This is a genomic window from Escherichia sp. KS167_9B (assembly GCF_030295215.1).
GTDB lineage: Bacteria > Pseudomonadota > Gammaproteobacteria > Enterobacterales > Enterobacteriaceae > Escherichia > Escherichia coli_F.
The window spans coordinates 1,775,179-1,799,706 of sequence record NZ_AP025754.1 but is presented as its reverse complement, the minus strand read 5'-3'; the positions used below and the strand labels follow the sequence as shown (position 1 = coordinate 1,799,706).

Below are 24,528 nucleotides of genomic sequence, written 5' to 3'. Positions count from 1 at the left end.
TCAGTATAGAAATGAAAAGAGATAAATAATGCGAAGGCGTAAACAAGATTACTGGATGAGTTGCTCTATTGTCCTGAAAAACACCAAAACAAAACGCGTCAAGCGCCGCATCCGGCAATAAAAAACCGCAACCTGTATCAGCGTTGCGGTTTATGCATCACATACTAAAAATTAGAACGTTTTCTTGAAGTTCAGCATCACGCCTTTATCGCTGATACCATCCTCTTTCCAGTGGTAAGCATCCAGATTCAGCGAACTTTCTTTGCTGCTGTACTTCACGCCGACGCTTGCCAGACTGTTGATGCCGCCGCCCTTTTGCCCATCATCGACATTAAAGTGCTGGCTGCCTGCGCCTGCCAGGCTTGCCGTGCGCTGGCTCTTGCTGTAGCTGAGGTTCGGCCCACCTTCCAGCGCGGCGTTCGCACTCCAGCCGTCTTTGCCTGCGTAGTCCAGCTTCAGCCCAACGATGCTGTCCACCGCCGTTTCGCTGCCGCTGTTCATGCTCAGGTTAAAGTCTCCGGCATTGCGCTCCTGATAGTCGCCTTCCAGCATGTGACGCAGTTTCAGACCCGCATATGGCGTGATTTTCAGCCCTTCGCGCGGTTCAAAGGTTTTCGCCCCTTCGCTACGGAACTCCAGGTACTGTTGTTTCACATTCGTGTCTGCCGTCTTACTGATGTCGCCGTAAGCCACCGAACGGCTGCTGTCCAGTTGGTGAATATCGTAACGCAGCGCGTTATTCCAGCTCATACCGTTGTCAAAGGACATCTGATGCTTCAGGCCAAAGAACTGGCTGTAGCCGCCTGTAACACCATTATCACCCGCTTTCTGCGCACCGTCGCCGTCCAGACGGGCGATACCGTACTCCAGGCTCATGGTCTGGTTTTCGCTCAGGTCGAGGGTTTTACGCAGCGCCAGCATGTCGTACTCGGTATTGTTACCCAGCTCAGCACGCGGATCGCCTTTCGCCACCACGTTAAATGCCAGAGCGTTGCCCATCTTCGGTGCGGCGTCTGCCAGCATACTAAAGCGATTGCTTAACACACGCGCTTCGCGGAATACCGTGGTCGCCTGGCTACCGCTAATTTGCTTAAGTGCGCTGTTCAGCTCTGCAGTGGTGCCGACGTTCAGACTGGTATACAGCTCATTGTTGGTGTAACCCGCATCCAGCGCTTTTGCCACGTCATTCACTGAGGCATCCGTCGCCACATCGGTGTAGGCTTTTTTGCTCATGGTCACGTCAACGTTGCCGCTGGCGTCGGTACTGCCTGTCGCCTGCCAGACAACAGATGTCGAAGTGATCGCTTGCGCATCGGTCAGGTTGCTGCCTTGCACCACATCATCAAAGCTGGCGGTTTTGTCCGCCGTTCCCGCCGCAAAAGCAGTGTTGATCTCCACGCCTTTCATACTGGCGTTATTGACCATCAGCTTACCAGCGCTACCATCGGCGTTCGTCCCCACCACGTAACCATTGAGGTTGTTCATGCCATCGTTGCGGCTAACGGAAGAAGAATGACTGTCGTCGTATGGCGTAATGGTGGGTTCTTCCGGCGCGGTAAAGTCGACATAGTGTACTTCCGTACCGTCTCCCCCTTCACCACTGCCCTCCATCACCGTGCCAGATTGTTTAATTAATCCGGAACCATTCACGCTGTCGTCAATATAAACAGTGCCGTTGTTAACAATATGACCATTGCTCCCGAGCTTGCTGAAGGCATATGAATTGCTGGCATATATATTGATGGTGCCGTTATTCTCAATCACCGCATCAGCCGTGGCATCGGACTCCAGTTGCATCCCTATCATGCCTGTCCTGCTGGTTCCTTGCGTGCCAACGTTTATGGTGCCGTTGTTGATCATTTTGGCTTTACCGTGCGCCGACATCGCCACATTACTATTTTTGTCGATATTAATAATGCCGTCGTTTATTGCCTTGCTGGCCGTGTTTGATGTCAGGATCTGCCCGTTGATGACGCCAGACTGGCCATTATAGAACGTATGCCCATCACCACCGGTGCTAATTCTCATGTCACCTTCAACTGTCCCCCAGTTATTAAAATGTCCTGTCCACAGCGCATTCGTCGCCACCGTTGCCACACCGCCTTCCAGATTGTTGAAGGTGCCACCTTTATCAACCGATGCGTTATGTACGGTACCAGCATTATTGAAGGTAGAGGCTGCAGCAAAAGTTATTTTCTCTACTTTTCCACCGGCCTGATTATTCATTACGGCAGACCCGGAAGAACATTTCCAGGCATTCACCGTTCCGGTGTTATAAAAACGGCTGGCCCACTGGTCAACCGTGTTGATGCTGCCTGAGTTGTGAATAATCGATCCTGCAACAGTCGTTCCGACTTGCCCGGTCACCATACCTTCGTTAGTGAACACTCCGCCATCCACAGAAACAGTTTTTGTCGTGCCGTGGTTGGTGTATTCCCCACCCGTTGCGATATCAACCTCATTAATACTGCCCGTGGTTTCATTGACCAGATGACCAAAGTCAGCCACGGTGACAGGTCCCCCGGTGACCGTACCCGTGTTTGTTACCAGGGTTTCGGCGGTTGCCGTGATATCAGTAGTACCGCCATATGAAGACAGGTTAAGCGTTTCCCCGTCAGCCGTAATAATGTCACCATTTCTCCAGCTTAATGAAACAAACCCATCAGTCGAGTTATAGGCGTTATTGTCCTGGCAAATACCAAAAGTACAGATGGTCCCGTAATTAACAATAGTCCCGCTGCCATCGTTATAGAACGCCTGCCCGTTTTCAGCATTAATATTGATGATGCCCGTCTGATCATTAATCGCAGTGGCACCATTGTAAACAGCCATGCCGACCAATTTATTTGGCCCCAGCGTATCATCATCATTTTCATTTACTTCCAGATTTATAGTTCCCTGGTTAATAATAATGTTACCTGGCTTCATCGCAGCCATACCGGCACCGGAATTATAGAGTGTTATTTCACCACCCTGCTGATTAATGGCGGTAGAATTAACGCTGGCACCAGAACTGTCTGTACCCACAGCCATCCCGACAGCATAATCTTTGGCGCTGTCATGAGCGATATTGGACGCCAGACTGGAAGTATCGTTTTCATCAACCCATAATGCGTCAATGAAAATCTTACCCATATTGTCAATGGTTGAATTATTGGAGGCCAGCATGCCAACACTCCCCCGGCCGTACATTTGGATCTCACCGGCAGTATTATTTAAAGCGGTGCCATTGTTGCCTGCCGTCATCCCCGTCAGACTAATGACTTGATTATTAAAAATTAAAGGGTCACTCAAACCTTGAGCGTTCAGACTATTGAAAATACGTCCCTGCGCGAGTACCTTACTGGTGATGGCACTGTTATTAACAACTCGACCACCATAGACGCTCAAATACGCAGAACTAGCAGAGTCTGATGTATTCCCCTCTACGCCGTAGATAGAAATCGTTACGTTGTTATTATTTACAGCTAGCGACTCTTCACCAGTAGCCCTGGCAAAGCCAATATTACCCAGTTCTACATCACCATTATTTATCATCTGCGAACCGGAATTCACCAGTACAACCTGTGATGTGTCACTATTATAATGATCAAATGTATTTATATCTTTTAGGATAAAAGTGGCGTTGCGGCCAAGTTCTAAATGGGCTCGGTTATTCAGTTGAATGATATCGCCTAATCCAAGCGGAAAAACACCACTGATTGTTGAATCCCCATTTAGATACAGAGTAGAGTGCCCATCGATTTTGATAACAGGCGTATCGCCATAACCATTACGTTTTAAAGCAGGTGTGGAGCCATCCTGTAGAGTATTTTCTTCGCCAGCTAAATGGATACCACCATTAATTTCGACGGTATTACCGTCACCCGACACAACCAGACCATTAATATTTTCCTGGCTGCCATCCATTTCATTATAGCTACGAGAAGTGACTTCACTGTCAGCAACAATGGTAAGATTGCCATTTAATACGATATTATTGTCGTGTCCCTGCACCTGAATGCCAACAGAAGGGGTAAAAAAGTCATTTATTGAATGCTCTCCGGCCTGATTTTTATCCACCAGAATATTACCGGTAATTTCAACTTCATTGCCATCACCGGCTACATTTACCCCTGTCGCAACACTGCCAGTCACATTAAGCTCATTTGTCGCCAGCGTCATGGCGTTATTATTTCCAGACACATCCAGACCGGTTGAATAATCCCCTACATCCACACGGCCAGCCAGAGAAATCAGACCATCATCTCCAACGACGCGAATCCCGGTACTGAAATTATTAGCAATGATGTCCCCCACATTGATAAGAGTAGAATGATTACCCTCAATCAGAATCCCTGTCGCATTGGCCTCTGAACTACCATTACTGACGGAAATATCCCCCCTGTTAATGAACGTCGACGCATCACCACTGAGAGAAACACCCAGCGAATTTTCATCCACGACCGTTATATTGCCTTTGTTGCTGACGATCGCGCCATTACCCTCAACATCAATACCCCGTGCAGCATTGCTAACGTATAAATCCCCTTCCTGTATAACCGTCGCATTATTACCAACGATTTTGCTGCCCGTTGAATTTTGCCCATCAACCGTCATATGTCCTTTATTATCGGTCCTGACATCATTACCGCTAATAACGGCCCCTATTCCGCCGTTATTGACAGTGGAGTCGCCAGTGTTATTTAAGATTGTACGATCGCCATTGACGATAACCGCCGTGCCAGCATCGACCACCGTCTGACCGTTATTATTGATGGTTATATTATCGCCGGTCAGGATACCGACCACCGAATCTTCACCGACAGCCTCTGTTTTACCCTCGTTTGTCAGCGCAATGTTGTTACCATTAATCATCATCACCGTGCCGCCATTCAGGGCCGTGTTACCGCCCTGGTCAGTGATAATCGCATCATTAACGGTAATTATTCTGCCCGTTGTTCCATCAGACACGACACTGGCTAACTGTGTGACGTGGAGTTTACCTTCGTCATCGTAGCGCCATTCCATATCACCTGTGGTACTCACACCACTAAAGATGGCGGTATGAGTCTCTTCATGGTTTTCCCACTCTGTCACAATGGTTTTTCGGCCATCTTTTGCCGACAGCGTGTAGCTACCATCGACATTCTGTATATAGGTGAACGTTGCCCCGCGAATCTTCAGGGTTTGCGCGTCCTTGTCCCATGTCACATTGTTATCAAAGACAACGGGTTCTGTTCTCGGTAGGTCAACATCATCACCGCTATTGTCGGGTGGAATAACATTACCGCCGTTATCTGGCTTTACAGGTATACCTGAATCTTCATCACTGGGAACGGGTAGCGGTAGAGGGCCATTATCATCTGGCGGTATGGGCTGGGGAAAAGAAGAGTGAGCAGAATGATCATTGTCATGAGACAATTCAATCACTGCGAGTGTTGCCAGTACCGCCGTGGCACCTAATGCCAGTAACGAGCTGAAACCATTATTTGTAACAACAGCACATTTTTCTGGCACTGTTTTCAACTTCGTTGACGGTCGGGCGTGCCCTTCTGACTGACATGTCATTTGAGAGCTTCTGCGCATACTGTCTGCACTCTCGCCTTCTGTTATTTCCGCCCCCCAGCTTTGGCCACTTAACGCTATAGCGATACACGCTGATAATAACGTTTTCTTTTGCATGAGAAATCCTTTTCAATGAATGACATTTCAAATAATAAAATATGAGTAATAGATAAGAAATAGCCACAGGCTGTGTCATGATTTAATGTCTGCTCTTGAAATTTTATTTAGCAATCCCAGAACATTCAACTTAATTAGTATTTCGAAACCTCAATGTAGACACATAAAAAACAAATTATTCGATTACTTAGGCTATTTGTTGCATTATTACACATCCTCTAACAATAATCAGACAAAAAGCAATGTCAGCGTCAAATTGGGTAGCTGATTCATATTACTGACCACTCCGGAAATTCATTCATCGTGAAAATATTAACATTTCAACCATGTTCCATTTAATCAACCCACTGAAAATCTGGAGGTTATCTACTGCGGTTTGTTGTTGACTGCCCCTGACAGGTTTACCAGGCGTTGACAGAAGATGAGGCTTGCAAGATGCTAAAAACAATGTGGTGTTACAAGCAATCCCATAAACCTCGTAACTTCACTTAAATGAGCGATGCCGTCCATATTTGGGTTGACTATAAAAACCCTTAATATTGAGGTTGATGATGATATTCATGATGGCATTGGAAAAATAGGACACCCATAAAATATCTATACAGCCTTTAAATTAAATCATTGAAATATCGCTGTTGCATAGTGCTTATTTTTGCAACCATTTCCCGTTAATTCCCTGCACATATTCCCCCGGTTTGGCCCGAGCTACAAGCTTTTGCCCGGCGAGTTTCGCGATATCATCTACCGAGACATTATTTTGCTTTGCCAGTTGTTGGTAACTCACTTTACGTGCGGCATTAATCTCGGTTACTAATTTCTCTGTTTCAGCATCCGTTTTCAACGCAACCAAATAACCGTTAAATGTTTCACCTACCCGCCCCTGGGTTCTGGCCTCGTCCAGTGTTAATGCCACTACATTGCTGCTTACCAGTCCAACAAGAAACGCACAAAGAAGTAATGTTTTCTTCATCATCCCCTCAGAAAAGATCGCTACGGGTTTTGAGTAAATCTTCGACATCTTTGTCTGCCTTAATGATGATCTCATGCTCAATTTTAACGTTCATATTGATAGTGATCGGTTCCTTAGGTGCAGCGACTTCAATGCGAGGCGTACAGCCAACCAGCATAAAAGATGACGTCAACGCAGCCAGTAAAATTTTCATTGTTTTTCCTCACACCCTTTTCCTTGCGGACAGCCATTTTCCGGCAGACGCGCGTTCTGCTCCAACCATGCCTGGAGATTATCGCCAAAGCGTAAACTGCGCCACAGGGTAAAAATATTCTCTTCATGATGGTAATTAAGGTTTACCGTACCACTTTTACCGTCGACGCGACTGGTACCTGTAATATTGGCCTGCATGGTTAACACACCGAGATTATCTAAATTAATTTTTGTCGATGAACGGCTAATTTCCATATAGCGCAACCAGTTAATCGCAGAACCCGCGGTCATATTGTCTTTCACCACCGCATCTGCGGTGTCTTTATCCAGCCGCAAGGTCATTGGTCCGCTATTTGCCAGCCAGCCGTCTTTAACTATCCATTTTTCATTGTTCAGCCATAAAGGCAATGCCCCACTAAATGCCCCGGACATGGCGAATTGTTTCGGATTGACGGCGCTAACCAGTTCGCTGGATGAGAGGTTATTCAGCCGCAACAGCGCCGGGTCATGTTGCGGCATGCGTAATTGTTTCATCAGCACGTTACCGCCTAACACATCGACGCTAACATCGGTCAACAACAATGGTTCGTCTTCACTCCACGGATAACGCCCTTGCAAGTCAGCCGTAATATTTTTCGCTGTCACCAGATTAATCACTTCGGCAATTCGCAACGTAACGGGGCCGCGAGTCCCCAGATGCCAGGCTCCATCGGCAAAACGGAAAGGCAGGACAAAATCGACACCGTTGACCTGATTATCTGGCATCCAGGCACTACCGCCTTTCAACACACCGTGCCCTCCCGCGCGGAATCCTTGTTCAGGCGCAGCAGAAAATGCGACCTGGGCATATAGTTCGCCATCGCGTAAGTTCATCTTCCAGTCGGGTGGCACCAGCGGCTGGAATACGGTCAGTGATTGTTTAGGCCACCAGGCGTTACCGCGCAGACGAATACCGTCCCAGCGACCATTTACCCGAACCGGGCCAATCTCACCAGCATGTAAATCGCCTTTAAAGAGGAAATACGTCGGATCGCGTCCATCGACGCTAAATTTTAAGGTTGATGGCGGTAACACACTGCCGCCAGTGAACAGCGTTTGCCCGGCGTCCAGTGACAGCGCGCCGCTAAAGGAGGGATGCTGTGCGTCACGTACCCAGACGACGGGCTTGTCGAGAATCAATCGCGGCTTTTCTACCGTCATTGTCCCGTATTGCAATTTGTCAAAGCCGGTGGAGAGATCGGTCAGCGTAATCGTGCTGTCACGCCACTCACCTTTTCCTGCGACATCCCAACTGGCGTGCATTGGGGTAAAACTGCCCTTGCCCCAGTAGCGCCACTGCCAGCGGCCAGCGTCAGGGAGAAAATCATCCGCCAGTCCATCCATATGCAGCACGAAATCGCCCAGTTCATTTTCATGCGCCTGCAAAATGGCCTGCAAACGTCCGTCAACACCACGTTGAGTGACTTTTACACCCGCTAAAGGCCAGCGGATTTCATCGATGTCCAGCGAATCGATGACTCTTCCCTTCGAACGTAATAACGCGCCTGGCTCAAAGGCCAGCGTTGGGTCAGTCAGACTTCCGCTTAGCTGCGCAGGTAAACGGGCATATAAAATGAGGTCCGCCTGTTTCGCTTCACCGGTCAGTTGCATAGGCAGCTGGCTGTTATCCATGCTAAATTTTCCTGGGCCAAAATTAAGCACCGCGTTGCCCTTACCCGCTTGCCCCTGGGTCAGCACACTCAGTCGTCCGCTGACCAGAGCATTCTCAAGCCCTGCCTGCCAGTTGTCGACTTTGACACCCAGTCGTCCACTCAAAGGAAAACCTGCATACGGCCAGCTCCAGCGACCATCGCTTACGGTCAATTGTTGGCGAGTAATTTGCCACGGCAGATCGAGCAACGGATCGCCGTTATCCCGTGCCAGCACAATCAATTGCCCGCTATTTTCCTGCCAGTCCAGCTCGGCATCCACCAGTGAAGGCTCCTGCGGCAAGTTTAACGTCGCAGTAGCATGACCCCTTACAGGAAGTCCATCCGGCACTAGCGGCATAGTAAATTCCCCCACCAGTTTAACCGGCGGCTGATTTTCAAACGCAGCGACATCCAGTTCGCTGACTGTAAGTTGTTGCCCTTTCAGCTGGCCTTGAAATTTAACTTTTTCGCCCTGATAACGCAGTTGCTGGATATCGGAGTTTAATGCGAGAGAGAGTTTTCCCTGCCATTCCTGCCAGGGAGAAAAAATCAGTTTATCGATATTGATCCAGGTGTTAGGCAACATGGCCTGCCACTGCGAGAGGGTTTTTGGAGCGGCTGGCGATTGCTCCGTCTGCGGCAATTTCGCCAGACAAGCAGAATCAAGTTCTACCGTGCCGACGTTCAATAACCAGCGGCTGGGATGAGAAAGGCTGGCGTTTGTGATATGTGCAAGCTGACAATCTCCTACCAGATAACGGAGATCGGGAATGATTAAACCTTTACGCGTAATGCGTGGGCTTTCATCTAAAGCAATACGTGTGCCGAGCGGTAGCCAGATGCCCGCCAGCGTGGGAACCCACAACCCGAGCGTCATCAGTAGCGTCAACGGCACAAGAATAATCAGTAATAACAGCGCGAGAACGGCTTTATATTTACCCAACATGGGTAGTTAATATCCTGATTTAGCGAAAAATTAAGCATTCAATACGGGTATTGTGGCATGTTTAACCGTTCAGTTGAAGGTTGCGCCTACACTAAGCATAGTTGTTGATGAATTTTTCAATATCGCCATAGCTTTCAATTATATTTGAAATTTTGTAAAATATTTTTAGTAGCTTAAATGTGATTCAACATCACTGGAGAAAGTCTTATGAAACTCGCCGTTTATAGCACAAAACAGTACGACAAGAAGTACCTGCAACAGGTGAACGAGTCCTTTGGCTTTGAGCTGGAATTTTTTGACTTTCTGCTGACGGAAAAAACCGCTAAAACGGCCAATGGCTGCGAAGCGGTATGTATTTTCGTAAACGATGACGGCAGCCGCCCGGTGCTGGAAGAACTGAAAAAGCACGGCGTTAAATATATCGCCCTGCGCTGTGCCGGTTTCAATAACGTCGACCTTGACGCAGCAAAAGAACTGGGGCTGAAAGTAGTCCGTGTTCCAGCCTATGATCCAGAAGCCGTTGCTGAACACGCCATCGGTATGATGATGACGCTGAACCGCCGTATCCATCGCGCATATCAGCGTACGCGTGACGCCAACTTCTCTCTGGAAGGTCTGACCGGCTTTACCATGTATGGCAAAACGGCAGGCGTTATCGGTACTGGTAAAATCGGTGTGGCGATGCTGCGCATTCTCAAAGGTTTTGGTATGCGTCTGCTGGCGTTCGATCCGTATCCAAGTGCGGCGGCGCTGGAACTCGGTGTGGAGTATGTCGATCTGCCAACCCTGTTCTCTGAATCAGACGTTATCTCTCTGCACTGCCCGCTGACACCGGAAAACTACCATCTGTTGAACGAAGCCGCCTTCGATCAGATGAAAAATGGCGTGATGATCGTCAATACCAGTCGCGGTGCATTGATTGATTCTCAGGCGGCAATTGAAGCGCTGAAAAATCAGAAAATTGGTTCGTTGGGTATGGACGTGTATGAAAACGAACGCGATCTGTTCTTTGAAGATAAATCCAACGACGTAATCCAGGATGACGTATTCCGTCGACTGTCTGCCTGCCACAACGTGCTGTTTACCGGGCACCAGGCATTCCTGACAGCAGAAGCTCTGACCAGTATTTCCCAAACTACCCTGCAAAACTTAAGCAATCTGGAAAAAGGCGAAACCTGCCCGAACGAACTGGTTTAATCTTGCCGCTCCCCTGTACGCCAGGGGAGCTTATTCAGATAATCCCCAAAGATATTTCATCCTCTATTCTTAAAATATTCCTCAGTCAGAAACCGTAATTGAGAACCACAATGAAGAAAGTAGCCGCGCTTGTTGCGCTAAGCCTGCTGATGGCGGGATGTGTAAGTAATGACAAAATTGCTGTAACCCCAGAACAGCTACAGCATCATCGCTTTGTGCTGGAAAGCGTAAACGGTAAGCCCGTGACCAGCGATAAAAACCCGCCAGAAATCAGCTTTGGTGAAAAGATGATGATTTCCGGCAGCATGTGTAACCGCTTTAGCGGTGAAGGCAAACTGTCTAATGGTGAACTGACAGCCAAAGGGCTGGCAATGACCCGTATGATGTGCGCTAACCCGCAGCTTAATGAACTCGATAACACCATTAGCGAAATGCTGAAAGAAGGTGCACAAGTGGATCTGACCGCGAACCAGTTAACGCTGGCGACCGCGAAACAGACATTAACTTATAAGCTGGCGGATTTAATGAATTAATAGCTGCCACAGCTCCCGGCGGCAAGTGACTGTTCGCTACAGCGTTTGCCGTTGGGTAATGCACACATCCCAATCGCCGTACCATCCAGTTGACGGGCAACAGAAAGCGAACCGCCGATCATTGCACAATTTGCTTCTCCACTACTGGACATCGACGCTTTTAAACCTGGCGCTACGTGCGCCGCAGTCGCCTGCTGAACAGGTTCACTACTACACGCCGACAATAATAAAGCGGCACACCCTACCCAAAACGCTGCTCGCATCTTTTCTTCCTCTGATCTTCAAGCCAAACGACACCGCCATAAATAATAGGCAGCACAGAGGGCGGCGTCGAGAGCTGTCCTGCGCGTTGCCCCGCATTTTTACTTTTTTATGGCTATTTTTTTGCCCTCTGTTTGATCAAAACATTCATTACGCTGATGTGGGGGACACAAAAGCGAAAATGCAGAAGAAAGCCATTTGCTAAAATTGAAAGATAACTACTGGGCGCGCAGCAATTTCGTGCGCCCCTCATTTGCGCAATGTAAGGGTGTCATATGATTACTATTGACGGTAATGGCGCGGTTGCTTCGGTGGCGTTTCGCACCAGTGAAGTTATCGCCATCTACCCTATTACCCCCAGTTCCACGATGGCAGAACAGGCTGATGCATGGGCCGGAAACGGCTTGAAAAACGTTTGGGGAGACACACCACGCGTGGTTGAAATGCAGTCGGAAGCGGGTGCTATCGCTACCGTGCATGGTGCTTTGCAAACTGGCGCCCTCTCAACATCGTTTACGTCATCGCAGGGTTTGCTGCTGATGATCCCAACGCTGTACAAACTGGCAGGCGAACTGACGCCGTTTGTCCTGCATGTTGCGGCTCGTACCGTTGCCACACATGCACTCTCTATTTTTGGCGATCATTCCGACGTCATGGCAGTGCGCCAGACGGGTTGCGCGATGTTGTGTGCAGCAAACGTCCAGGAGGCGCAAGACTTTGCTCTCATTTCGCACATTGCGACGCTGAAAAGTCGCGTGCCATTTATTCATTTCTTTGATGGTTTCCGCACCTCCCACGAGATCAATAAAATTGTCCCGCTGGCCGATGACACTATTCTTGAACTGATGCCGCAGGCAGAAATTGATGCTCATCGCGCCCGTGCACTCAACCCGGAACATCCGGTGATCCGCGGTACGTCCGCCAATCCTGACACTTATTTCCAGTCTCGCGAAGCCACCAACCCATGGTACAACGCAGTCTATGACCATGTTGAACAGGCGATGAATGATTTCGCTGCCGCGACAGGTCGCCAGTATCAGCCGTTTGAGTATTACGGGCATCCACAAGCGGAACGGGTGATTATCCTGATGGGCTCTGCCATTGGCACCTGTGAAGAAGTGGTTGATGAATTGCTAACCCGTGGCGAAAAAGTCGGCGTGCTGAAAGTTCGCCTGTACCGTCCCTTCTCCGCCAAACACTTACTGCAAGCGTTGCCGGACTCTGTTCGGACAGTGGCGGTGCTGGATCGCACCAAAGAGCCAGGTGCGCAAGCGGAACCCCTGTACCTGGATGTGATGACCGCACTGGCAGAAGCCTTTAATAATGGCGAGCGTGAAACCCTGCCCCGTGTCATTGGTGGGCGCTATGGTCTTTCATCCAAAGAATTTGGCCCGGACTGTGTACTGGCGGTATTTGCCGAGCTCAACGCAGCTAAACCGAAAGCGCGCTTTACGGTTGGTATTTACGATGATGTGACCAATCTGTCACTGCCGTTGCCGGAAAACACCCTGCCAAATTCGGCGAAACTGGAAGCCTTGTTTTATGGCCTTGGTAGTGATGGCAGCGTTTCCGCGACCAAAAACAATATCAAGATTATCGGTAATTCCACGCCGTGGTACGCACAGGGCTATTTTGTTTACGACTCCAAAAAGGCGGGCGGCCTGACGGTTTCTCACCTTCGCGTGAGCGAGCAGCCGATTCGTTCCGCTTATCTCATTTCCCAGGCTGATTTTGTTGGCTGCCACCAGTTGCAGTTTATCGATAAATATCAGATGGCTGAACGTTTGAAACCTGGCGGCATTTTCCTGCTCAACACGCCGTACAGCGCAGATGAAGTATGGTCGCGCTTGCCGCAGGAAGTTCAGGCCGTGTTAAACCAGAAAAAAGCGCGCTTCTATGTGATTAACGCGGCGAAAATCGCCCGTGAATGTGGCCTGGCGGCCCGAATTAATACCGTCATGCAGATGGCTTTTTTCCATCTGACGCAAATTCTGCCTGGCGACAGCGCCCTGGCCGAATTGCAGGGCGCGATTGCCAAAAGCTACAGCAGCAAAGGCCAGGATCTGGTGGAACGCAACTGGCAGGCTCTGGCACTGGCGCGTGAATCCGTAGAAGAAGTTCCGCTGCAGCCGGTTAATCCGCACAGCGCCAATCGACCGCCTGTGGTTTCCGATGCTGCTCCTGATTTCGTGAAAACCGTAACCGCGGCGATGCTCGCCGGGCTTGGTGATGCCCTCCCCGTTTCGGCGCTGCCGCCAGACGGCACCTGGCCGATGGGCACCACGCGCTGGGAAAAACGCAATATTGCCGAAGAGATCCCCATCTGGAAAGAGGAACTCTGTACCCAATGTAACCACTGCGTTGCCGCTTGCCCACACTCAGCTATTCGCGCCAAAGTGGTGCCGCCTGAAGCAATGGAAAATGCCCCTGCCAGCCTGCATTCGCTGGATGTAAAATCGCGTGATATGCGCGGGCAGAAATATGTCTTGCAGGTAGCTCCGGAAGATTGCACCGGCTGTAACCTGTGCGTCGAAGTTTGCCCGGCGAAAGACCGTCAGGATCCAGAGATTAAAGCCATCAATATGATGTCGCGCCTGGAACATGTCGAGGAAGAGAAAATCAATTACGACTTCTTCCTGAATTTACCAGAAATCGATCGCAGCAAACTGGAACGTATTGATATTCGTACATCGCAACTGATTACACCGCTGTTTGAATATTCAGGTGCTTGCTCTGGTTGTGGCGAGACGCCGTATATTAAATTGCTGACTCAGCTCTATGGCGATCGGATGTTGATCGCTAACGCTACGGGTTGTTCTTCAATTTATGGTGGTAACCTGCCCTCCACACCATATACCACTGATGCCAACGGTCGTGGACCGGCATGGGCGAACTCGCTGTTTGAAGATAACGCCGAATTTGGCCTTGGTTTCCGCCTGACGGTCGATCAACACCGTGTCCGCGTGCTGCGTCTGCTGGATCAATTTGCCGATAAAATCCCGGCGGAATTACTGACTGCGTTGAAATCAGACGCCACGCCAGAGGTTCGTCGTGAACAGGTTGCAGCTTTACGTCAGCAACTCAACGATGTTGCCGAAGCACATGAACTGCTACGTGATGCAGATGCACTGGTGGAAAAATCAATCTGGCTGATTGGTGGCGATGGCTGGGCTTACGATATTGGCTTTGGCGGTCTGGATCATGTATTGAGTTTGACGGAAAACGTCAACATTCTGGTGCTGGATACGCAATGCTATTCCAACACCGGTGGTCAGGCGTCGAAAGCGACACCGCTGGGTGCAGTAACTAAATTTGGCGAGCACGGCAAACGTAAAGCGCGTAAAGATCTTGGCGTCAGTATGATGATGTACGGTCATGTTTATGTGGCGCAAATTTCTCTCGGCGCGCAGCTCAACCAGACAGTGAAAGCGATTCAGGAAGCAGAAGCGTATCCGGGACCATCGCTGATCATCGCTTATAGCCCGTGTGAAGAGCATGGTTACGATCTGGCACTCAGTCACGACCAGATGCGCCAACTCACTGCCACCGGCTTCTGGCCGCTATATCGCTTCGATCCACGTCGAGCCGATGAAGGCAAACTGCCGCTGGCGCTGGATTCACGCCCGCCGTCAGAAGCACTGGAAGAAACGTTACTTCACGAGCAGCGTTTCCGTCGTCTGAATTCGCAGCAGCCAGAAGTGGCAGAACAGTTATGGAAAGATGCCGCAGCTGATTTGCAAAAACGCTATGACTTCCTGGCACAAATGGCCGGAAAAGCGGAAAAAAGCAACACCGATTAAATGCTCTGGATAAGGATAATCCAATTCTAAAAAAAAGCCCGGACGACTGTTCGGGCTTGTCTTTTTATATGTTGGAAAATCAGTGGCAATGCAATGGCCCAACAGAAAATAAAATCTGTGACAATAAAGGCATATAACCCGCGCAGAATAACGTATAGCAAATTAAAAGTATAATTTTTATTTTGTATGTATTATCTTCGATACATTCACCAGGCTTATTATCATTTCAGAGGAATTATTTGATTAAGGTTTTACTTAAGGCGTAACAAATGATATTTATCGGCTAACTGAACTTCTCCTTTAGGATGTTTTCACTCCCCGAAATGGGGATAAAAGGCAAATAAAATAACTAAAGGATTTATTCAATGAAAAGCAAAGTACTGGCACTTTTAATTCCTGCCCTGCTCGCCGCAGGTGCTGCACATGCAGCCGAAGTTTATAATAAAGACGGCAACAAATTTGATCTGTATGGCAAAGTTGATGGCCTGCATTATTTTTCTGATAATTCAGCGAAAGATGGCGACCAGAGCTATGCGCGTCTGGGTTTTAAAGGCGAAACCCAAATTAACGATCAACTTACTGGCTACGGTCAATGGGAATACAATATTCAGGCAAACAACACTGAATCTTCAAAAAACCAGTCATGGACCCGTCTGGCATTTGCCGGACTGAAATTTGCAGATTACGGTTCTTTCGATTACGGACGTAATTATGGCGTAATGTACGACATCGAAGGCTGGACCGATATGCTGCCTGAATTTGGCGGTGACTCTTATACCAATGCAGACAACTTTATGACTGGTCGTGCCAATGGCGTCGCGACTTATCGTAACACTGATTTCTTCGGTCTGGTAAATGGTCTGAACTTCGCGGTGCAGTATCAAGGTAACAACGAAGGAGCCAGTAATGGTCAGGAAGGCACCAACAACGGACGTGATGTTCGCCATGAAAACGGTGACGGCTGGGGTCTTTCCACAACATATGATTTAGGCATGGGCTTTAGCGCTGGTGCGGCATACACCTCTTCTGACCGCACCAATGACCAGGTTAACCATACTGCGGCTGGTGGTGATAAAGCAGACGCGTGGACTGCTGGGCTAAAATACGATGCTAACAATATTTACCTGGCAACCATGTATTCAGAAACGCGTAATATGACCCCGTTTGGCGACAGCGATTATGCTGTTGCAAACAAAACCCAGAACTTTGAAGTCACTGCACAGTACCAGTTTGATTTTGGTCTGCGTCCGGCAGTCTCTTTCCTGATGTCTAAAGGCCGTGACCTGCACGCTGCCGGTGGTGCAGACAACCCGGCAGGTGTTGATGATAAAGATCTGGTAAAATACGCCGATGTTGGCGCGACTTACTATTTCAACAAAAATATGTCCACCTACGTTGACTATAAAATCAACCTGTTGGATGAAGATGACAGCTTCTACGCTGCCAACGGCATCTCTACCGATGATATTGTCGCTTTAGGTCTGGTTTATCAGTTCTAAATCCTCCTGCCCGCTGTTATGGCGGGCTTTTTCTGCTTATTCTTCCTCCTTTGATCTAAATTAAAAATGTGAACTCCGTCATTACACAAAAAGTGTCATCTGGCGTTACACTTTATGCGGATACTAAAACAGGAGGTTTTATGAACAGAACGATTCTTGTCCCTATCGATATTTCCGATTCAGAATTAACTCAACGCGTGATTAGCCACGTTGAGGCAGAGGCAAAGATTGATGATGCAGAGGTTCATTTCCTGACGGTAATACCTTCACTGCCCTACTATGCCTCTCTGGGTTTAGCGTATTCCGCAGAATTACCGGCAATGGATGACCTGAAAGCGGAAGCCAAATCGCAACTGGAAGAGATCATAAAAAAATTTAAACTGCCAACCGACAGAGTGCATGTCCATGTTGAGGAAGGCTCGCCCAAAGACCGCATTCTGGAATTGGCGAAGAAGATCCCCGCTCATATGATCATCATTGCTTCCCATCGACCGGATATCACCACTTATCTGCTCGGTTCTAACGCCGCAGCTGTAGTGCGTCACGCAGAGTGCTCCGTGCTGGTTGTGCGCTGACACTAACGCCCGCACATTGCTGCGGGCTTTTTGATTCATTTCGCAAATGTGCTGACATTTTCCCCTCTAATCCGTACCATACACGCCACAGTTTTTATATCAGATTTCTTATGCTGGGCGTTCCGGCATGACGCATACTCTTCTGATGCCATATAACGAATTGAGTCGCTTTTAAATGTCGCAAAATCAAGAAATTAGTAAGAAAGAACAATACAACCTGAACAAGTAAGGACAAAAATTGCAACCATCTGACTCATAAGTATTTTATTTCATTTTCAATGAATTAAAACATATCAGCAACTACAATAAACCACAATGACCTACTCTTTTTTTGCCCCATTTTTGCCCCTTTTGTCCCAATTTTGCCACAACAAAACAATCCTGAACCCGATTAATTCCAGGCTAATTGACGTATAATTCTGGGCGGAAAGCGCGCCAAAAAAGCCCGGAATTGACCGCTAATTATCGCTAATCACCATTTCCCTGATTGAACGCAAATCATCCAGATTATTCAGTTGTTCCTTCATCTCCCGCTGGCGTTCGTGGATTTTAAAGCCCTCCTCCACCATGGCCACCATCATGGCATCGTTCAGCGCAATAAGTTTCTCCCTGGTCAGTACGACGTTGTTATTATCCGCATCAGTCCAGAAAAAACCATCCGGAAGCAGTCCGGCCTGTGCTGCTGCAACCACGGGGGCAAGGCGTGACTGCGAGGTTTTTCCGCCATCAAAACGACGGCCATCAAACGTGAAAATAAACTCAATGTTTTCCTGACTGTCGCGCCATGCCTCAATTTCCCGCCTTTTGGCATCCTTTGCCGCTGCAATAAGTTCCGGCGTGACAGTGAACGGGGCGATTTCGCCCCATTTCCCGCTTTGCAGCTCCTGCCAGACATGCTGGCCTGTCGGGGCCATATCATCCTGTATGGCAGTATACAGGGCGAACTCCGTTTCACCTTCAAATAACACCTCGCAGTCAACCGCACCATTTTCAAGATAATGTGCGTTTCTGATGCCTTTCACCGCTCTGATTTTCATGCCTGATTTCCTCATTACTCAATGCGTACAAAAAGGCCAATATAGCCACGCGTTGTATCGTGACTAATGCGGGTCCCCGAAAGCGCCGCGTAACGACCGGGGAAGTTGTATTCACCGGCACCGCCAATCACAGCCACCGGTGAGGACTGGTATGTCCCTGTATCGCTAATCCGTGCACTCATGGCCAGAGGGCCAAGACGGGAACCCGGCACAGTATCACCGAGCCCCAGAGACACATCTGCACCAAAACTCTCCCCCTGATATACCGCCATTATCGGCACACCGACGGCCGGGTATTTGTAATATGAGCCTGACCCCGCCGTCCTGGACAACAAGTACGCCAGTGAGCTACCGTCATACACAATAAGGCTTGATGTTGCATTCCAGCTGTTACCACTGTAGCGATAACGCATACAATGTATGCTGTGCTCATCCTCGTAATACTGGTTGTAGTACAGCAGCATTTTGAATTTACGCGCTGAGTCTGAACCATCGTTATCAGAGGGTGACCACATCACATCAATGATACCGTTAAATTTCGTGGTGCCCACCAGCAGCGTGGAGGAGTCCGCAATACTGACCGCATAACGCCCCGGGGTGACTGTCTGCAGCCATATAACGAAATCAGCCTGTCCGTTAAATGACAGAGCTTCGGCGCTGGTGAATGCCTGTCCAAACCCATACATCCCGGACAGGGCCAGCCTGCCCGGTGTGCGGTCACGGATATCACTCTGGGGTTCCATCGTCGCAGCCGCGCTCAGCTCAAGCTCCGTGCGCATGGCTTCAGCCGTGTCATGCGCCAGTAATGCGCGGGCCTTCTCTGACAGCGGAGACAGTGAGGCATTCCCGTCTGTATTGAAGTACAGAAGATTATCTGCCCGTTGCGTCAGTGCGCTGATTGCCGTTAAGACGTCATTAAGCGGTTGTTTGCCTGCCAGCGCGTTTGTGATTGTCGTCGCAAAGTTCGGGTCATTGCCCAGCGCCGCTGCCAGCTCGTTCAGGGTGTCCAGAACTTCCGGCGATGAGCCAACCAGCGCAGCAAGCAGTTTGCGCACAAACGCTGCGTTCGCTGCTTCCAGACCGGCGGCATCATCCGGTGGGGTTGGGGTGGTTGGGGTGCCGGTGAAGGCCGGGCTGTCCAGTGGCGCTTTTGTTTTCGTCTCGTCCATGACGTCTTTGACAGCCTTTGGCGTGGCAGCCAGTTCCTCGCTGTCGTTGTCCGTATCACTACAGAGTTGCACCAGACCTTTTTCTGTCGTGCTGGCATTTGTTGCATTCAGGTCATCAACTATCTGCTGTGCCTCATCCCTGTACTGTTTCGCTTCCTGCGCATTGTCTGCACCTGCATCCTGGCTGGCTTTAGCCTGTCGGGCGTATTCAGCGGCGCTGTTTTCATGCCCGAGTGCAGCATTTGCTGCATTTTCCGCGCTGGTTGCAGCTGATGATGCGGCATTATGATAAAGGCGGGCACGTTCGGCGGCATCGACTGATTCGTCCCGCGCTGTGCCTGATGTCTGTGCGCTGTTTTCAGCCTCACCCGCAAAACGTTCCGCATCATCACGGGCGGTGACCGTTGCCTCCACATCCTGCGCGGTCTGCTGTGCGCTTTGTGCTGCATTATCAGCGTGATTTTCCGCATTCTGTTCGCTTTGTGCGGCAGCTTCGGCACTGGCTTTTGCCTCGCCGGTCAGCGTTGCAGCATCAGCAAGTTTATCGACCGCTTTCCGGACTATCGTGTCGGCATCCTTGACAGCCTGCTCTGCGCGGGCCGCATCCTGTGTGGCAGATGATGCCAGCAGCGCCACCTGATTTTTGTCTTCGGCAACGGCTTCTGCATTCTGCTGTACGTTATCCGCCAGCGTCTCGCAGTCTTCCTTTATCTTCTGCGCATCAGCGACATGTTGCCCGGCCTGTCGCTCGCTTTCCGCTGCTGCTTCCGCGCTCTGCTGCGCCTGCGCCACCATTTCCTCAAAGCGTTTCACCACGTCGGGCTTGAGGTCGCCTTCATCCAGCGCGGTCAGAAAATCATTCAGTGTGCCGGGCTTTGAGTCATCGTATACAGCAATATTGCCAACACAGTACTCGTCGCGCCAGTCCTGTTTCAGATATACGCAGTATTTTCCGGCCTGCGCCTTAAAACAGTACTCGCCACAGTTTCCTGTCACCACGTCGGCAACTGTGCGCATCACCACCTCTGAGGTGTTCACACGGGATTTCAGAATTATGTGGCATCCGGACATGGGGATGCCTGCGCCATCAGTCAACGCACCTGATATCACTACAGACATAGTTTTTCTCGCGATAAATTAAATCAGGAAGAGGTTTCCGGAGAGACGGGCCATTCAATGGCGTTATATGAGGCTTTATCAGTAATAGTGCTGAAATCCATCGCCTGCAGCGATTTCGCGTAAATGCGCCAGACTTTCAGTTTTTCTTTTTCTTCATCACTGAGAATGCCCAGCGCCAGGTCGGTAGCCCAACCGGATGTGATATCCTGTGCCGTCATCAGCAGACGCTGACGTTCTGCCTCTGCTTTGGCCACATAATCCACTGGCACAGGCAGCACTTCGCCGTCCTGGTAATACCATCCACCATCAATATTCACACCATCAGGAAGTACATCCAGTTCGGTAACACTTGCATTAAGTGGACAGAGCGCAGAAACATCGGTTGTAATGCTGCGGACAATGTTATTACTGTCATACATGATTTTGTATGTATTCGTCGCAAACTGTTTCTGGCATTCGTACCAGTCCTGACCATCCTCACTGATGAGATATAACGCCCACGCTACTGGTGGATTTTCCGGTGTGTATTCTCTGAAGTTTTTAATGTTTATCATGGTGTTTACCGTTCTTTTACGCGAATTCATATCGACGATACATTCATCCAGGTACCATTCACACAATACTGAATGGTCCGGTAATAAATACCACCAATGTTATCTGCAGAATTGTCGCCAGTATCCTGAACGATTATCCCGGTCATGACGTTTCCGCTACCAAGGTCCTGCGTCCAGGTATACCAGTTACCTGCGGGGGAGTAGCTTTGTCTTGACCCCAGCCTTACAGAAGTGATACTGGCCCCTGTTTTTGCGTAACGTGCATCGAAGTTTCCGTAGTCTGACGGGATAATCTGACGACCACATAGCCAGTTTCCCGACTCGTCCATATACGCCTGCCCGTCCGTACCATTATCTGAACGGCTGTTATTTATCATGTAAATGCCGAACTGCTTATTCCCCAACCCCCCCAGGAAATACTTTCTGTCTGCATGATCCTGACGCAACAAAGCCTGGGCACTGTTTGTGCTTACCGGATTGCGTCCAAGAAAAACACTCTGGTTACGCATATCAATCCAGCCGCCAGAGCTACTGGCTACCATCACCTTATCCGCTGACAAATAGCCATTGAGCAGAATATCCACCATCGCGGTAATGGTATCCTCCTCCAGATAAAAAACTTCATTTCCCTGTACAAATATGGAAAGTGTGCCTGATACCTGCTTTAAACCCGTTTGCCCTTCACCTATCGCAAGTGAATTCCCGCCCAGTATATTCTCTGTATTTACACCAAATGCAGAAGTCTGAGGCAGTGTCAGTTTCCCGCTCATTGTGTCGCCGGATTTTTTTACATATCGCAGATCAAAATCTGAATAGATATTGCCGGGGTTTATCACGCTGAAATAACTTCTCTCGCTATCAAGAAGGCAAATCAAAGGAATACCCTTAATGATATCATTCGCTACCAGCTCGGACTTGTTCCCCTTATAAAGTGGGAACGTACCAAGAACCTTTCCACCTAGTGTTAATTGAAGCGTCGCGGCGTTGGTATTGTTCTGAACGGGGAAAACGATAATCGGAGTTCGTAGCGTCCAGTCTGTACCTCCATTAACAAAAAACGTCGAGGGAAGTTCCAGCGTCAGTGCGTTTGCAGTGCCACCAGCAACACCCGCAATATAATGACCGCTCTGAAGCTGCGCTATCTGTACGAAATAGTTTTCCGAACCACGCGTGGCAAAGTTAGCTACAACGTCATTAAGGGACCAACCTTTCGCGGTTGTTCCTTCCTGCCCACGAATGACTCTCAACACATCACCGCTTACCGATACCAGGTGACAAATCTCAAATGCAGACTCTTTATTATCGGTAAGCGTAATTTTTGCATAGACGCGTTGCTCGTTCGATTTATTTTCAAAATCGGCAGAAAGCAATTTTGCAAATTTAGCCCCTGTACCGGGCATTACCGGAATATCAGTCTGAATCGTGGTGATATCACCAGCCAGTGCTGAAACAACGTTATTGCCGAATCCAAGAATCATTTTTGAATCACCGTTGTTGCATAGGAATAAATAAAAGGGAGTTTTACATATTTCTGGTCAATGGCATCTTTCAGAAAATAGCCTATACCATCACCACATTCTGGTATCTGAATAGAAAAAACACTGTCCGATACAGTCACGCTCACATCAAAAGTGTGCTGCAACGGCGGGTCTATTCCGTTTTTTCCATGAATGAACCGCGCCACACGGCGCTTTAACCAGTCAATGCAGAAATGCGAACCGTCAGCCTTATAAAAATTCCACGTTAATATTCGTTTGAAATAATCATCAGGTACATACGATGCCTGCCCCGGAACATAATTCCGCATTGCTGCATACGGGATCGTATTGTATTCAATGGTATCGTATGCGCCGCGTGCAATAGCCTCCTCGGAAACCTGTAGTAAAGGCCTTTCAACGCCATAAATCCCGAGTGCAATCCAGTCCAGCAATTGCCCGGTTATTGATTCCGATGTCCAGCATGGCAATGCCAGATTGTTGAGTGAATCGAGGTATTCCTGAGCAATTTCATTGTATGCATCAAAGAACGCAACAACATTCGGATCATCTCTGTACTGCACAAATGGATAAGCAGGGAGAATTTTCTCAGTCAGATATTGCATACTTGTTGACCTGAACCTGTGATGCCACCGTTGAAAAATAGGAATAGGTATCGCCATAAACCAGGCTTGTGTCTTTCGCCGGAAGAACAATATGGCCGTTAATACCAATGCTCACACTGATTGTTGAGATCAACGTCGCATCAACCAGCAACCTGACGGAACTGGTAAAAATATCCTGGATACGCAGAAGATTTATCGGGTGTCCGACTTCAATTGAATTGATGTAATCAGCAACGTTTTGCTGCACAGCCATAGCAATACCCGCCGGGTCAACATAATCATCAGACACCGTGTTCCAGGTGATTAGCACCATGACGTTTTGTGATGACGGGATAACGAACGGTACCTGATAAACGTCCGGCGAAACGGTTATTGAAACCGTGCGTTTTTCCACTGCCGCACCGGATGGATTGCTTACATCGTTGGTCAGTTTCGAAATATCCGGTACAGATTTGTAAATCGCATAAGCCACGTCATACGGATCACCGCCACCAACAACCGCAACCCATTTCCCCAGCGACGACTGCCGGAAAGAAATCAGGTTTTCGCGCACACCGCTTACTGATTTGAGCATCGCTTTAAAGCAATCCGGTGTTCCCTGCACACCAAACATGCCGGACTCCATGACTTCGGCGCGGTAAGATGCCCACGTCTGCGCCTCCTGACCTGGCATCCCTGCGGTAAGGTTCGTGCATTTTACAGGCTGGTCTTTGGGTACTGATGTAATAACCTGCGTCACGGTCCCTTCCGGTACAGCCCATGAGCCTGACGTTGTGGCCACACAGTAAACTGGCTCAGTCTGCCCACTTTCCGGCACCACCGTATCGCGGGAAACTGCATACTGGTAGTTACCGTCTCCAACCACAAATCCTTTAGGGATACCAAATCCCGGCAACGCCTCAAACACCACGTATACCGCCGTATTTGTACTTAATCCCTTCTGTGCTCCATAAATGTTTCCGAGTTGCATCAGTAACGGAATATTCGCGCCGTATGGGCTTACAGAGTTAATAAGGTCCACCCGCGCCTGGTCTATTAATGCCAGCGCCCCTACTGCCGTGCTGGCAAGGTCTGTAATAAGTCCTGCCGGAAGGTTGGCTGTATATCCAGGTACTTTTTCAGCAACTCTGGTGATAAGATTCGCGAGCAAATCATTGGGTGGCGTAGGCTGCGCACCCGCACTGGTCATAGTAATTGGTATTTCTGACATAGTTAATCTC

General features: G+C 49.1%; 16 protein-coding genes. 5 read left to right on the top strand and 11 right to left on the bottom strand.

The genetic code is table 11. The features are described from left to right. Positions 1-171: 171 nt before the first annotated feature. The 4 genes from QUE34_RS09090 to QUE34_RS09075 all read right to left on the bottom strand — a co-directional run bounded on the left by QUE34_RS09090 (position 172) and on the right by QUE34_RS09075 (position 9,463). Positions 172-5,664 carry a pectate lyase-fold domain-containing protein gene (locus QUE34_RS09090; RefSeq protein ID WP_103253632.1) on the bottom strand — a complete coding sequence of 1,831 codons (5,493 nt, stop codon included), beginning with the start codon at positions 5,662-5,664 and terminating at the stop codon, positions 172-174. Between the two features lie 646 nt (positions 5,665-6,310). Then, positions 6,311-6,637, bottom strand: a complete 327-nt coding sequence (locus QUE34_RS09085; RefSeq protein ID WP_162754247.1) for a YdbL family probable chaperone protein — start codon at positions 6,635-6,637, stop codon at positions 6,311-6,313. Between the two features lie 4 nt (positions 6,638-6,641). After that, complete coding sequence (locus tag QUE34_RS09080) at positions 6,642-6,827, bottom strand: YnbE family lipoprotein (RefSeq protein WP_000698143.1); 186 nt, start codon at positions 6,825-6,827, stop codon at positions 6,642-6,644. After that, the gene (locus tag QUE34_RS09075) at positions 6,824-9,463 is read right to left on the bottom strand and encodes a YdbH family protein (RefSeq protein ID WP_286338951.1); all 2,640 of its coding nucleotides are present in this window, start codon (positions 9,461-9,463) and stop codon (positions 6,824-6,826) included. Before QUE34_RS09075 ends, QUE34_RS09080 begins: the two co-directional genes overlap by 4 nt. Before the next feature lie 207 nt (positions 9,464-9,670). Between QUE34_RS09075 and ldhA the strand changes: the two genes are divergently transcribed. Both ldhA and hslJ read left to right on the top strand, forming a co-directional pair. After that, positions 9,671-10,660, top strand: coding sequence for a D-lactate dehydrogenase (ldhA, locus tag QUE34_RS09070; RefSeq protein WP_000762229.1), 990 nt, complete (start codon positions 9,671-9,673; stop codon positions 10,658-10,660). A gap of 110 nt (positions 10,661-10,770) precedes the next feature. Then, positions 10,771-11,193 carry a heat shock protein HslJ gene (hslJ, locus tag QUE34_RS09065; RefSeq protein ID WP_001309480.1) on the top strand — a complete coding sequence of 141 codons (423 nt, stop codon included), beginning with the start codon at positions 10,771-10,773 and terminating at the stop codon, positions 11,191-11,193. Here hslJ and QUE34_RS09060 read toward each other — a convergent pair. Beyond that, positions 11,190-11,456 (bottom strand): putative hemolysin, encoded by a 267-nt coding sequence (locus QUE34_RS09060; protein WP_001295715.1) that lies wholly within the window; start codon positions 11,454-11,456, stop codon positions 11,190-11,192. The two genes, hslJ and QUE34_RS09060, sit on opposite strands and share 4 nt — an antisense overlap. Before the next feature lie 273 nt (positions 11,457-11,729). Here QUE34_RS09060 and nifJ point away from each other — a divergent pair, with 273 nt between their 5' ends. The 3 genes from nifJ to uspF all read left to right on the top strand — a co-directional run bounded on the left by nifJ (position 11,730) and on the right by uspF (position 17,328). Next, a complete protein-coding gene (gene nifJ, locus QUE34_RS09055; RefSeq protein ID WP_032302962.1) occupies positions 11,730-15,254 on the top strand; it encodes a pyruvate:ferredoxin (flavodoxin) oxidoreductase in 3,525 nt (1,174 codons plus the stop codon). 365 nt (positions 15,255-15,619) lie between these two features. After that, positions 15,620-16,753, top strand: a complete 1,134-nt coding sequence (gene ompN / locus QUE34_RS09050) for a porin OmpN (RefSeq protein ID WP_032302961.1) — start codon at positions 15,620-15,622, stop codon at positions 16,751-16,753. 140 nt (positions 16,754-16,893) lie between these two features. Then, complete coding sequence (uspF, locus tag QUE34_RS09045) at positions 16,894-17,328, top strand: universal stress protein UspF (protein ID WP_001295593.1); 435 nt, start codon at positions 16,894-16,896, stop codon at positions 17,326-17,328. 458 nt (positions 17,329-17,786) lie between these two features. On the opposite strand, the gene QUE34_RS09040 is transcribed toward uspF, so the two are convergent. The 6 genes from QUE34_RS09040 to QUE34_RS09015 are packed head-to-tail and all read right to left on the bottom strand — an operon-like array spanning position 17,787 to position 24,518. Next, positions 17,787-18,365 carry a DUF4376 domain-containing protein gene (locus QUE34_RS09040; protein ID WP_047085573.1) on the bottom strand — a complete coding sequence of 193 codons (579 nt, stop codon included), beginning with the start codon at positions 18,363-18,365 and terminating at the stop codon, positions 17,787-17,789. Between the two features lie 14 nt (positions 18,366-18,379). Then, complete coding sequence (locus QUE34_RS09035) at positions 18,380-20,653, bottom strand: prophage tail fiber N-terminal domain-containing protein (protein ID WP_286338950.1); 2,274 nt, start codon at positions 20,651-20,653, stop codon at positions 18,380-18,382. 23 nt (positions 20,654-20,676) lie between these two features. Further along, positions 20,677-21,207, bottom strand: a complete 531-nt coding sequence (locus tag QUE34_RS09030) for a tail fiber assembly protein (protein ID WP_047085464.1) — start codon at positions 21,205-21,207, stop codon at positions 20,677-20,679. 26 nt (positions 21,208-21,233) lie between these two features. Then, a complete protein-coding gene (locus QUE34_RS09025; RefSeq protein ID WP_137561213.1) occupies positions 21,234-22,685 on the bottom strand; it encodes a phage tail protein in 1,452 nt (483 codons plus the stop codon). Continuing rightward, entirely contained in the window at positions 22,682-23,308 is a 627-nt protein-coding gene (locus QUE34_RS09020) for a hypothetical protein (RefSeq protein ID WP_047085282.1), read from the bottom strand. Before QUE34_RS09020 ends, QUE34_RS09025 begins: the two co-directional genes overlap by 4 nt. Beyond that, positions 23,292-24,518 carry a baseplate J/gp47 family protein gene (locus tag QUE34_RS09015; RefSeq protein ID WP_071776729.1) on the bottom strand — a complete coding sequence of 409 codons (1,227 nt, stop codon included), beginning with the start codon at positions 24,516-24,518 and terminating at the stop codon, positions 23,292-23,294. Before QUE34_RS09015 ends, QUE34_RS09020 begins: the two co-directional genes overlap by 17 nt. Positions 24,519-24,528: the final 10 nt, after the last annotated feature.